Origin of the sequence: Zoogloea sp. (genome assembly GCF_028693495.1) — a bacterium.
GTDB lineage: Bacteria > Pseudomonadota > Gammaproteobacteria > Burkholderiales > Rhodocyclaceae > Zoogloea.
The window spans coordinates 1-10706 of record NZ_JAQUVG010000112.1; the positions used below are offsets into that span (position 1 = coordinate 1).

A 10706-nucleotide genomic window follows, 5' to 3' on the forward strand; every position below is an offset into this window, starting at 1 on the left:
ACCCGGCCGCCGATGTCGCACAGCTCACGCCTCGGCTGTGGAAGCAGCACTTCGAAAAGGCTCCGCTGCGCTCGGATATCTCAAGACGCGTGGCGTAGCAACTACGCCGCGGGCTGAACGCTTACGCTTTCATTCTGTCAGCGCTGGTAAATCTGATAGGCGTCCAGCTTTCTGGAAGGTTTGAGGGTGCCGGTGGTGGCATCGTACATGGAGGGCGGCTTGCGGGGCATCATCGAACTGGTGGCGGAGCGATTGACATAGCCATCAGAGGCTGCCTTGAGGGTGTTGGTCCGGTTGTTGTAAGCCGAACCGGAGGGACCGCTGCCCGCCTTGGCCCTGATTCCAGGGGGCGGCGTGTTTCCACAGTTTCCATAGATGTTGCCGCCCGGGTTCAGCAGGCCATTCTGGCCTGGCATGTGAAGCCGGCCGGAGGCGTCCTGACGGGGATAGGCTTGGCGATTGCTGCGGACAGGTTTTTGGGTACAGGGCATTCCACTGGGCCGTTGAAGCTGTTCGGGGCGCCTTCCGGTCTGGCCTGGCGCATAAGCGCCACCGAAGGGTACGGCCGTACTTCCCATCGGGTTCTGACCTCCCAGGTATCCGGGGGGGGCTCCGATAGCAGCACCCGTGCCAGTCAGGACCAGCCCGGTGATCAGAATGAAGGAGGGCAGATGCAGGTTCATGCGCAATTCTCCGCAGGATCGGCGCGATGCCGTATGCAACTGGAGCAGGAACATACCATCGTATGCTCCGGTTGCTGACGAGAAAAAACTTTGATCGACATCAATGAGTGTCCGTGTCATCGATCAAGTCGTCAGGTTACTCGGATAAAGTGACGATCTTTCAGAACTGTCCCACACGACTTTCATGGCTGTCGAGCTATTCAACAACGGCAAGCATGCTTGCCTCGCATTTTACGATCTGGTCGATGAGGAAACGGATCATGCCGTTCAGTGCAACCAATTCCTGATTGTCGATGGAGATCACGGCGCACTGGTGGATCCGGGCGGCAACATGACCTACAACGGTCTCCTCATGGCCATGCAGCGGTTTTTTCCGTCAAGGGGGCTGGATTTTATCTTTGCCACCCATGCCGATCCGGACATCATTGCGTCCCTCAACAAATGGATGGTGACCACCCATTGCAAGGTGATGATCTCCCGCTTGTGGACACGCTTCATCCCCCATTTTACGACCGGGAAGGACTACACCGACCGCATCAAGGGGATTCCGGATGAAGGCATGAACATTCCTCTGGGGGACTGCAAGATCAAGGCTCTTCCTGCGCACTTCATGCACTCAGAGGGCAATTTCCAGTTCTATGATCCGGTATCAAAAATCCTGTTTTCCGGTGATATGGGTGCCTCCCTGGTGGATCACACACAGGCAGCCAGGCCGGTAACCGATTTCGACGATCACGTGGTGACCATGGCTGGTTTCCATCGACGCTATATGATTTCCAACAAGATCTGCCGTTACTGGGTCAACATGGTTCGTCAACTCGACGTGGAGATGATCGTCCCCCAGCATGGTTGCCGTTTTGAGGGCAAGGTGATGGTCAATCGTTTTCTGGACTGGATCGAGAACCTCCAGTGCGGAGTGGATTTGATGACTCAGGACAACTACAGGGCGCCATGATCCTCGGGGTGGACTTGCCAGCAGCCGCTGCCCAGATATGAGCGGCGGCTGTCGTGGGAGCGCTTATTTTACGCTGGCCTTGCTGCGCAGCTCGGCAATATGCTTCTCGATGCGCATCTGCTCAAGGCGCTGTTTAAGTTGAGGTTTTGCTTCGTCCAGGCTGGGTGCCTTGATCGGGCGGACATCTTCCAGCTTGATCACGTGGTAGCCAAAGTCGCTCTTGACCGGGCTGGTGGTGTATTTGCCCTTCTGAAGTTTGGTCATGGCTTCAGAGAAGGGTTTGACGTAGCCCGCCGGATTGCTCCAGCCCAGGTCACCCCCCTTGTCCTTGGATCCCGGATCCTTGGACTGTTTGGCCAGTTCTTCAAACTTCCCACCCTTTCCGAGCTTCTCGATGATCGCCTGGGCTTCCTCTTCCTTTTCGACCAGGATGTGACGGGCCTTGTATTCCTTGTCACCCAGTTGGGCCTTGATCTTGTCGTACTCTGCCTTGATGTCCGCATCGGAAACCGGATGGGTTTTTACATAGTCCTGAATGTAAGAATTGGCCAGTACCGACTGGCGGGCCAGATCGAGCCGGGCTTGGGCCGGCACACCCTTGTCCAGGCCTTTCTTGGTCGCTTCCTGAGATAGCACTTCCAGGGCGATCAGGCGCTCCTTGATGGCACCGCGCATCTGCTCGGAGTCAGGGGTGCCTTGGTTTTTTTGATCAGCGACCATCACGTCCAGGCGGCTCTGGGGGACTGCTGCACCGTTGACCGTTGTGACGTTCTGAGCCAGGGCGGGCAGGGCCACGCAGGCCGCGGCAAGGGTCAGAGCCAGACGGCTCGGAATGTTCTTCATGGGGTTTCCTTGGAGTGACGCGGGGTTGAAATCAGACTTCATCAGGTGTCCGGGCCTGGATGCTCAAGGCATGGATTTCCTTGCGCATCAACTCACCGAGGGCGTCAAAAACGAGACGCTGGCGGGCCAGGGTTTTCTTGCCGGAAAATGCGTCAGAGACAATCAGGAGACGGAAGTGTCCGCCCCCGGAGCGGGCTCCGGCATGGCCGGCATGAAGATGGCTTTCATCCACGAGCTCAAGCCTTGCGGGAGCCAGGCTGGCAAGGCGCAGGCGGATCAGCTCTGCAGTGCTCATTGGGGGAATACTTTTCGAAAGGGTTTGACGGTACAGCGGAGGAACACGCCCGTAGTAGCGTAGGGATCGGATGCAGCCCAGGCTTCGGCATCGGCCAGCGAGGGGAAGTCGGCAATGATCACACTGCCTGTGAAACCTGCTGGACCCGGGTCGTTTGAGTCAATCGCCGGGCAGGGACCGGCCACGATCAGGCGACCGTCGTCATGAAGGGCCTGAAGGCGGGCCAGGTGTTCTGCCCGGACGGCAAGGCGCTGTGCAAGGGAATCCGGGGCATCTTCACCGAGAATGGCGTACAGCATTATTTGGGCTCCTCTTCAATGTAGCGGGAAAGCAGCATGCCCTGGGCCAGTACGAACACGAGCATCAGGCCCATGCCTCCAAACAGCTTGAAATTGACCCAGGCATCTTCGGAAAAATTGTAGGCAACGAACAGATTCAGAAATCCCATGCCAGCGAAGAAAGCAGTCCAGGCGAGGTTGAGTCGGCTCCAGACTGCGTCGGGCAGCCGGAGTTGGGCTTCCATTAGTTTGCGGATGAGGTTCTTGCGCAGGGCCAGCGCGGAAAAAAGCAGCGCCCCAGCAAAGAACCAGTAGAGTACAGTGGGCTTCCACTTGATGAATGTGGGATTTTGAAACAACAGAGTGGCCCCGCCGAAGAGTGTCACGATGATGAGACTGACCCACAGCATGGTATCCACCTGGCGATGGCGAAACCACACCCAGGCGATCTGGGCAACCGTCGCTGCCATGGCCACGGCGGTTGCCATGAAAATACCCGACAACTTGTAGGCGGCAAAAAACAGGAGAATGGGGAACAGGTCAAAAATGAATTTCATTGGCAGGACAGAGGTTGGGAGCGTCGGGGATGAACTGGCGTGGCTCAGGCTGGATCGGGCCGGTTGCGCATGTGATCAGCCAGTCCGACAACAGCTTCCCACAGGCGCGCCCTCACGGGCCCATCGGGAATCTGCTCATCGAAGGCCTGCCGCATGCACATCAGCCACTGATCACGTTCGGCGCTCGTAATGGTAAACGGAAGATGGCGGGCCCGCAGGCGGGGATGACCAAATTCCTGTTCGAAAAGCGGAGGTCCCCCCAGCCAGCCACTCAAGTACTTGAAGAGCTTTTCTTCTGACCCGGAGAGCGCTTCCGGGTGCATTTGACGGACATCCCAGGCCTCGGGCAGGGTGTCCATCAGTTCGTAGAAACGATGTACGAGGCGACGAATGCCTTCAGCTCCTCCAAGAGCAGCATAGGGGGTGCCAGTGTAGTCAGGTGCCATGGATTTCGATATTTCGGGTGCGGCCGCAACGCTGATTGGCTGGCAGAGCAGAATCCATCATCAGGGGACGCGGCAGGTTGAGGTGGGTCATGAGTTGGATGAACTCCTGGCGACTGCGTCCGGCCAGACGGGGATTGCTGCCTTTTTCCTGACCGATGCAGCTGACCCGGGCGCCTTTGTAATCGTGGCCGGGATAGACAAGGGTCTCGTCTGGCAGGGGGAATAAGCGTTCAGTGATGCTGTCGTAAAGCAGGCCCGCATCGCCACCCTGAAAGTCGGTGCGGCCACAGCCGCCAATCAGAAGCGCATCCCCTGTGAATAGCCGGTCCCGCCAGTGAAAGGTTACACAGTTGGAGGTATGCCCTGGTGTAGGTATCACCCGGAGCACTTCATTACCGAACACGATGGTGTCACCATCTTGCAGTAGCCGGTCGGCGCAGTCCACCGCGCAGCCCGCACCAACGGCTGAGCGGGCACCCGTATATTCGCGGAGCCCTGCTGCACCTGTTATGTGATCTGCATGAACGTGAGTATCGAGGACCCAGCCGAGTTGGAGCTCCTGCTCCTGCAGAAAGCTGATATAAGCACCGATATGTTCGCTTACCGGGTCGATGATGACGGCATCTCCAGTGATAGGGTCGGCAAGCAGGTAGGTCAGGGTGCTGCTTGTTTCGTCAAAAAACTGATGAAAGAGGATCATGACGGATGCCTGATTAGGAGTTGATTTCGATTCTAGCTTCAAGTCAGCTCCTTGGCGCAGCTTGCAAGATGATTAAGGCTTCCAGACCGCGGCCTTCCCGGGCGTTCAGAAAAAACTGACCCTGCATGCCTCTGACAATTCTGTCCACGATAGCCAAGCCCAGCCCGGATCCCTTGGTGTTGCTCCGGGCTGACTCCAGCCGGGTAAAGGGACGCTTGACCCGCTCCACTTCCGAAGCCGGGATGCCAGGGCCGCGATCCAGAACGGCGATCGTCGGGAAGCCATCCCTGGTCGCAACTCTGAGCTCAGGTGAATGGCCTGCATATCGGAATGCATTTTCGATCAAGTTGGTGACAGCTCTGCGCAGAACCTGCGGCCTTGCAAGAGCAAAAGTTGGACCGGCACAGTCCAGGGTGAGTTCCTGCCCCCGGCGGGCGTACAGCGTAATCAGTTCGCTTGCCAGTTCGTCAAGGGACAGCGGCTCCAGCGTCTCGCTGCTGTCCTGTTTAGAGAACTCTAGGAACTGACCGATGATCCGGTCCATGTCCTCGATGTCAGACACCATCGCATCCGCATCGGCTTCAGGGGCTCCGCTCATTTCAACTCCCAGGCGCAATCTGGCCAGGGGGGTGCGCAAATCGTGAGATACCCCGGCGAGTATCAGTGCTCGGTCCGCATCAAGCTGTTGCAGATCCCGGGACATCTGATTGAAGGCATGGGCGAGCTCTGCCAGTTCCGCAGGCCCGGACTCACCGAGACGAGGAGGCGTGTCCCCTTTCCCTACCATGTGTGCAGCCTCTGCCAGGGCCTTGAGGGGGCGGTTGAGGCGGGAAACAATGGCGTAGGTGCCCAGCAAGGCAAGACCCAAGGCCGCCAGGCCCCACCACATCCATTCCCGGGCGTGGGGGCGGATGATCCGGGCGCTGGGTAGCATTACCCAGAATTCGGTAGTATCTTCGGGGTCGTCGGAGGGTAGTCGAAAGCTCACCCAGAAACCATTCATGTTTTCCCAGGAGGAAGCAAAGCGGGTTTCCGGACCGAGTTGATGGCGTACCTCAACCGTCAGGGCACGAAGCAACGCGGTGTCTTCCAGGGGTGCAATGGTGTCGTCACGCTCGGCGGGATAAATGCGGATTCCCTCCAGGGTGGCCAGGTCGAGCAGCAGGTCCTTGCGTAGGTCTGGATCGGCGTTCAGTAACGCTGTCCGGGTCAGGTTGATGATGCTGACCACGGTCTGGGCATTCTGGCGAGCCTGACTGGCCTGGTCAAAGTGACTGAAAATGGCAGACCAGACCGCTACGGACGCCAGCATCAGAATCGTGACAACCAAGAAAATGCGCCATTTCAGGGTGCGCGGAGCCTGGAACAGGCGTAAACGATGAAGTGCCAGACCCATAGGCACCAGTTCACTGACCGCTCTTGTTGCCGTCCGGCACGAAGACATAGCCGAAGCCCCAGACCGTCTGGAGGTAGCGGGGTTTGGAGGGGTCGTCCTCGATGAGCTTGCGCAAACGGGATATCTGAACGTCAATAGAACGGTCGAATACGTCGTACTCCCTGCCGCGTGCCAGCTCCATCAGGCGATCCCGGGAAAGGGGCTGGCGGGGGTGCTGGAGCAGCACCTTGAGCAATCCGAATTCGCCTGTGGTCAGAAGAATTTCTTCCCCATTGCGTAGCAGCACCCGACTGCCCAGCTGGACGGTGATCTGGCCAAAATGCACATCTTCATCCTCGGTGGCTGGAGCCCCGGGGGGCGTCTGGGGTTGGCGGCGCAGCACCGCATGGATCCGGGCCACCAGTTCGCGGGGATTGAAGGGTTTGGGCAGGTAGTCGTCAGCCCCCATTTCGAGCCCGATGATGCGGTCCACATCATCCCCTTTGGCCGTGAGCATCACGATAGGGATCCCATTGCTGGTTCCCCGCAGGCGCCGGCAGATGGAAAGGCCATCCTCGCCGGGCAGCATCAGGTCGAGGACCATCAGGTCAAAGTGCTCCCTCAGCAGGACCCGGTCCATTTGTGAAGCATCGTTGACCACCTTGACGTTGAAGCCCTGTTCACCCAAGTAACGCTTCAGGAGTTCTCGCAGGCGGACGTCATCGTCCACCACCAGCACGCGGTAGCTTTCTTTTTCCATAGCCTGAATCCTAGCGGCTTGCCTGTCTCCCGGCTAGCGGGAGGGCCGGCCCGAGGTAATAAAACGTAAGTCTCCTTCGCGGCCTAACATTCCCTTACAAACGCTCATGAAGCTTTGGGTTCAGGCTGCCAGAATCCCGTTCATGGATGGGACGAGGTGCCGGACAATGCCTGTCCGGGTTAGGATTGGGCCATGAGTGACAGGAAACCAGTTACTGGGAATGCAAGGCGCTTTCCCCGCTTCTCCATCGGATTTTTGCTCGTCGGTGCAGTGGCATGGGGATCAGTGCAGGCAGATCCCCGGCTGGGACACGAACGTCTGGCGCCTTTCCTTCGGCAACATGCCATGCCCATTCAGGAGCGGGATGGCCGGGCAGTGCCCGCGGGGCCGGGAGAGTCGGCTGACCGACAAGAGCGTGAGGAGGGGCGCAATGCCCGACGCTGGTCTCCTGAAGAGCGCCGTCAATTGCGCCAGGATGTTCATGAGGCTGGACGCGATGTGTATGGGTTGCAGCCCAGAGGAGCGCGCCATCGTCGTGGGGAGTGAATTCCGATTCCCGCAAGCCCCCGGGGCTCGGGAGCGGTAGAATAATTCCCATATGAAAATTCTTGCCTTGGAAACCTCCACTGACGCAGGCTCCGTTGCCCTGCTGGATGGAGAGCGTGTGGTCGAACGTGCCGTCGTCGGTCGCCCTGGCCATTCTGAAACCCTGTTGCCTGGTATCAGGGCCCTGCTTGAGGAGTGCAGCGTGAGTTTGCAGGCTCTGGATGCCATCGCCTTTGGTGCGGGTCCCGGGGCCTTCACGGGTTTGCGCCTGGCCTGCGGAGCCGCCCAGGGATTAGCTCTGGGGCTGGGTAAATCCGTGATTCCGGTGGGGACACTGCATGCCCTGGCGGCCCAGTGCTTGGCAGAATCCATTTTCGTGGCGGTGGATGCCCGCATGTCAGAAGTGTACTTCGCAGCTTATCGCCGTCAGGGAGGGCGTTTGCTGGAAGTCCAGGCTCCGGCCTGCGCTGCCCCCGACCAGGTACGCCTGCCTGCAGAGGGCCACTGGTTTGGTTGTGGTTCCGCCTTCCGAGTTTACCGGGATACCCTGTTGCCCGTCCTTGCGCCACGACTGGATGGCCTGGACGAGATGCCTGTGCCTATGGCGGCCAGTGTAGCCCGTCTCGCTGGTGAGGCCTTCCTGAGGGGAGAGATGCTGGATCCAGCTCTGGCTGCACCCCTTTACGTGCGCGACAAGGTGGCCTTGACTACCGCTGAGCGCCTGGCCACGGGTGGTAAGGCGTGAGTGACGCGAACACGCTTGACTTCGTGCCCATGGCAGAAGCTGATCTGGAATGGATTGCCGCTCAGGACCGGCTGCTTTATCCCTACCCATGGACCGCGGGCAATTTTGCCGACGCCCTGCAGGCGGGGTACAGCTGCTGGAGTGTGTTCGAAGGTCAGGAGCAAATCGGCTATGCGGTACTGATGATGGTGCTCGACGAAGCCCACATCCTGAACATCAGCGTCATGAAGCCCCATCAGGGGCGGGGCTTGGGACGTCGGTTGCTGGAGCACCTGGCCGAGGTAGCGAGAAGCCGCGGTGGTCGCCAGCTTTTTCTCGAGGTCCGTCCATCCAATCTTCCTGCGCTGGCCCTCTACGACAAGGCCGGGTTCCGTCAGATTGGTCGCCGCAAGGGCTATTACCCGGCTGAAGGCGGCAGGGAAGACGCTCTGGTCATGCAGCTACACCTGTGAGAAAAGGGCAATGAATCAGCGTCGGGATGCAATTCTGCGTGAAATGGGCCTGGCGCCCCTGTGGCGCCTCCGTGCCGTGAGGGGGGCGGAAGAGGGGGTAGTAGCACAAGCCCCTCTGGTGCCGGAGCAGACACCCAATTCCCCCGGACAGCAACAGGATGCCCAGGCTCCGTTGGCGCCAGGGACAACCGATGCATTCGTGTCGCCTCAGCACGAGCCAGCCTTGAGACCCGTAGCGCAGCTTACTCCGGCGTCGCTGCTGGAGACTGCTACAGCAGCCGTCCGAACTTCCGGCGATGTGGCTGGCCTGGGCTGGGAGGCGCTTGAGGCCCGCATCCATTCCTGTTCTGCCTGTGACCTTTGCAAGCGGCGCAAGCGGGCGGTGCCCGGGGTGGGTGACCGGCAAGCAGACTGGCTGTTCGTGGGGGAGGCGCCAGGGGCCGAGGAAGATGAGCGGGGTGAGCCCTTCGTGGGGCAGGCAGGGCGCCTGCTCGACAATATGCTTGCCAGCATTGATTTGCGGCGTGGGCAGGATGTGTACATTGCCAATGCCGTCAAATGCCGTCCCCCCAACAATCGCACTCCGGAGAGTGCCGAGCTGACGGCTTGCTTCCCCTACCTGCAGCGACAGATCCAGATGATCCGACCGCGCCTGATCGTCGCTCTCGGCCGACCGGCGGCTCAGGCCCTGCTCAGTCAGGAGGTCAAGATCGCCGCCGCCCGAGGACGCTTGTTCGACTATTCCGGCATACCGATCGTGGTGACTTATCACCCCGCTTATTTGTTGCGCAATCTTCAGGACAAGGCCAAGGTCTGGGAGGATCTATGCTTTGCCCGGCGTACCATGGCACGACTCAAAACCGATCGGCCGCCGGAGTGATGCGCCGGCCCGTACAAGCCCGTACTTATCTCCCTTCAGGAAGGATCTGCCCGATGCGTTTCAAGCTGCTGCTTTCCCTTGTGCTGTCACTGTTCCTGTTATCTGGCTGCGGCTACAACCAGATTCAGGTCAGCGATGAGCAGGTCAATGCTTCGTGGGCCGAGGTTCTCAACCAGTACAAGCGGCGCGCTGACCTGATCCCAAATCTGGTGCAGGTGGTTCAGGGCTATGCGGCCCATGAGAAGGAGGTGCTGACCCGGGTGACCGAGGCTCGGGCCGGTGTCGCGGGCATGCAGGTGACCCCCGAACTGGTGAATGATCCCCAGGCCATGGCCCGCTTCCAGCAGGCCCAGGGTGAGCTGTCCGGTGCCTTGTCTCGTCTGCTGGTGGTGGCCGAGAACTACCCGAACCTGAAGGCTGATGCCAGTTTTCGGGATCTCCAGGCCCAGCTGGAGGGTACCGAGAATCGCATCAGCGTGGCCCGCAACCGTTATATCCAGGCGGTTCAGGAATACAACGTGTCGGTGCGTACCTTTCCCAACAACCTGACCGCCATGGTAATTGGGGCTCAGCCCAAGGCCAGTTTCACGGTGGACAATGAAAAAGCCATCAGTGAACCACCCAAGCTTGAGTTCTCCCCTACGCCCGCCCGTTGAGTGCTTGACGTACAGGCTGCGGACGCCCGTGTTCAAGTTTCTGCTGGTGATCTGGGTTGCCCTGGCAAGCCCCGCATGGTCCGAGGTTCTCCAGCCTGTTCCTCCCCTGGTAACGCATATCACCGATACTCTTGATCTGTTGCCGCCCGGTACCCGCGATGCACTGGAACACCAGCTGACAACTCTGGAAACGGACAAGGGTGCCCAGGTGGCCGTACTCATTGTGGCGACCACTCGTCCTGAAGCCATCGAGCAATACGCCCTGCGGGTGGCGGAGGTCTGGCGTCTGGGACGGCCAGGCGTGGACGATGGCGTGCTGTTCCTGGTGGCAAGGGATGACCGACGCATGCGGGTCGAGGTAGGACGTGGCCTTGAAGGCGCTCTACCGGACGCCATCGCCAAGCGGATCATTTCCGATGTGGTCACGCCCCATTTCCGCCAAGGCGACTTCGCGGCGGGCGTTGTGGCGGGTGTGGCAGCGCTCGATGTCCGAGGGAGAGGAGAGGGACTGCCGGTGCCCGCAGAAACCTCCGGG

General features: G+C 59.7%; 16 protein-coding genes. 7 read left to right on the plus strand and 9 right to left on the minus strand.

What is annotated here, in order from left to right; genetic code table 11:
• Nucleotides 1-137: 137 nt before the first annotated feature.
• Nucleotides 138-683, minus strand: a complete 546-nt coding sequence (locus tag PHD22_RS14780; protein ID WP_299868478.1) for a hypothetical protein — start codon at nucleotides 681-683, stop codon at nucleotides 138-140.
• 184 nt (nucleotides 684-867) lie between these two features.
• Here PHD22_RS14780 and PHD22_RS14785 point away from each other — a divergent pair, with 184 nt between their 5' ends.
• A complete protein-coding gene (locus PHD22_RS14785; protein WP_299868481.1) occupies nucleotides 868-1638 on the plus strand; it encodes an MBL fold metallo-hydrolase in 771 nt (256 codons plus the stop codon).
• A gap of 63 nt (nucleotides 1639-1701) precedes the next feature.
• Here the strand turns inward: PHD22_RS14785 and PHD22_RS14790 are convergent, their stop codons facing one another.
• The 8 genes from PHD22_RS14790 to ompR all read right to left on the minus strand — a co-directional run bounded on the left by PHD22_RS14790 (nucleotide 1702) and on the right by ompR (nucleotide 6892).
• Entirely contained in the window at nucleotides 1702-2481 is a 780-nt protein-coding gene (locus PHD22_RS14790) for a peptidyl-prolyl cis-trans isomerase (protein WP_299868484.1), read from the minus strand.
• Nucleotides 2482-2512: 31 nt separating this feature from the next.
• A complete protein-coding gene (locus PHD22_RS14795; RefSeq protein ID WP_299868487.1) occupies nucleotides 2513-2776 on the minus strand; it encodes a BolA family protein in 264 nt (87 codons plus the stop codon).
• Nucleotides 2773-3075 carry a YciI family protein gene (locus tag PHD22_RS14800; RefSeq protein WP_299868491.1) on the minus strand — a complete coding sequence of 101 codons (303 nt, stop codon included), beginning with the start codon at nucleotides 3073-3075 and terminating at the stop codon, nucleotides 2773-2775. Before PHD22_RS14800 ends, PHD22_RS14795 begins: the two co-directional genes overlap by 4 nt.
• Nucleotides 3075-3611 carry a septation protein A gene (locus PHD22_RS14805; RefSeq protein WP_299868495.1) on the minus strand — a complete coding sequence of 179 codons (537 nt, stop codon included), beginning with the start codon at nucleotides 3609-3611 and terminating at the stop codon, nucleotides 3075-3077. The genes PHD22_RS14800 and PHD22_RS14805 overlap by 1 nt, the downstream gene beginning before the upstream one ends.
• Before the next feature lie 44 nt (nucleotides 3612-3655).
• Nucleotides 3656-4057, minus strand: a complete 402-nt coding sequence (locus tag PHD22_RS14810; RefSeq protein ID WP_299868498.1) for a group II truncated hemoglobin — start codon at nucleotides 4055-4057, stop codon at nucleotides 3656-3658.
• Nucleotides 4047-4799, minus strand: a complete 753-nt coding sequence (locus tag PHD22_RS14815; RefSeq protein WP_299868501.1) for an MBL fold metallo-hydrolase — start codon at nucleotides 4797-4799, stop codon at nucleotides 4047-4049. Before PHD22_RS14815 ends, PHD22_RS14810 begins: the two co-directional genes overlap by 11 nt.
• A 1-nt stretch (nucleotide 4800) precedes the next feature.
• Nucleotides 4801-6087 carry an ATP-binding protein gene (locus PHD22_RS14820; protein ID WP_299868504.1) on the minus strand — a complete coding sequence of 429 codons (1287 nt, stop codon included), beginning with the start codon at nucleotides 6085-6087 and terminating at the stop codon, nucleotides 4801-4803.
• 76 nt (nucleotides 6088-6163) lie between these two features.
• Entirely contained in the window at nucleotides 6164-6892 is a 729-nt protein-coding gene (ompR, locus tag PHD22_RS14825; RefSeq protein ID WP_299868507.1) for a two-component system response regulator OmpR, read from the minus strand.
• A 345-nt stretch (nucleotides 6893-7237) separates the two neighbouring features.
• On the opposite strand from ompR, the gene PHD22_RS14830 reads away from it, so the two are divergent.
• The 6 genes from PHD22_RS14830 to PHD22_RS14855 form a co-directional block, all read left to right on the plus strand.
• Nucleotides 7238-7438, plus strand: coding sequence for a hypothetical protein (locus PHD22_RS14830; RefSeq protein ID WP_299868510.1), 201 nt, complete (start codon nucleotides 7238-7240; stop codon nucleotides 7436-7438).
• A 52-nt stretch (nucleotides 7439-7490) separates the two neighbouring features.
• Nucleotides 7491-8183: a tRNA (adenosine(37)-N6)-threonylcarbamoyltransferase complex dimerization subunit type 1 TsaB gene (gene tsaB, locus PHD22_RS14835; protein ID WP_299868513.1), complete on the plus strand. Its 693-nt coding sequence runs from the start codon at nucleotides 7491-7493 to the stop codon at nucleotides 8181-8183.
• Nucleotides 8180-8635, plus strand: a complete 456-nt coding sequence (gene rimI, locus PHD22_RS14840) for a ribosomal protein S18-alanine N-acetyltransferase (protein ID WP_366520745.1) — start codon at nucleotides 8180-8182, stop codon at nucleotides 8633-8635. The genes tsaB and rimI overlap by 4 nt, the downstream gene beginning before the upstream one ends.
• Before the next feature lie 10 nt (nucleotides 8636-8645).
• On the plus strand, nucleotides 8646-9515 hold the full coding sequence (locus tag PHD22_RS14845; RefSeq protein ID WP_299868516.1) for a uracil-DNA glycosylase: 870 nt from the start codon (nucleotides 8646-8648) through the stop codon (nucleotides 9513-9515).
• A 53-nt stretch (nucleotides 9516-9568) separates the two neighbouring features.
• A complete protein-coding gene (locus PHD22_RS14850) occupies nucleotides 9569-10171 on the plus strand; it encodes a LemA family protein (protein WP_299868519.1) in 603 nt (200 codons plus the stop codon).
• Between the two features lie 28 nt (nucleotides 10172-10199).
• The coding region (locus tag PHD22_RS14855) for a TPM domain-containing protein (protein WP_299868522.1) at nucleotides 10200-10706 on the plus strand (507 nt) is incomplete at its 3' end.

Bases quoted from the DNA above. Each gene is read 5' to 3' on its own strand.
- PHD22_RS14830 (WP_299868510.1), top strand. From the start codon at position 7,238: ATGCCCATTCAGGAGCGGGATGGCCGGGCAGTGCCCGCGGGGCCGGGA.
- PHD22_RS14845 (WP_299868516.1), top strand. From the start codon at position 8,646: ATGAATCAGCGTCGGGATGCAATTCTGCGTGAAATGGGCCTGGCGCCC.
- PHD22_RS14785 (WP_299868481.1), top strand. From the start codon at position 868: ATGGCTGTCGAGCTATTCAACAACGGCAAGCATGCTTGCCTCGCATTT.
- PHD22_RS14800 (WP_299868491.1), bottom strand. From the start codon at position 3,075: ATGCTGTACGCCATTCTCGGTGAAGATGCCCCGGATTCCCTTGCACAG.
- PHD22_RS14810 (WP_299868498.1), bottom strand. From the start codon at position 4,057: ATGGCACCTGACTACACTGGCACCCCCTATGCTGCTCTTGGAGGAGCT.
- PHD22_RS14790 (WP_299868484.1), bottom strand. From the start codon at position 2,481: ATGAAGAACATTCCGAGCCGTCTGGCTCTGACCCTTGCCGCGGCCTGC.
- PHD22_RS14780 (WP_299868478.1), bottom strand. From the start codon at position 683: ATGAACCTGCATCTGCCCTCCTTCATTCTGATCACCGGGCTGGTCCTG.
- PHD22_RS14805 (WP_299868495.1), bottom strand. From the start codon at position 3,611: ATGAAATTCATTTTTGACCTGTTCCCCATTCTCCTGTTTTTTGCCGCC.
- ompR (WP_299868507.1), bottom strand. From the start codon at position 6,892: ATGGAAAAAGAAAGCTACCGCGTGCTGGTGGTGGACGATGACGTCCGC.
- PHD22_RS14850 (WP_299868519.1), top strand. From the start codon at position 9,569: ATGCGTTTCAAGCTGCTGCTTTCCCTTGTGCTGTCACTGTTCCTGTTA.
- PHD22_RS14795 (WP_299868487.1), bottom strand. From the start codon at position 2,776: ATGAGCACTGCAGAGCTGATCCGCCTGCGCCTTGCCAGCCTGGCTCCC.
- tsaB (WP_299868513.1), top strand. From the start codon at position 7,491: ATGAAAATTCTTGCCTTGGAAACCTCCACTGACGCAGGCTCCGTTGCC.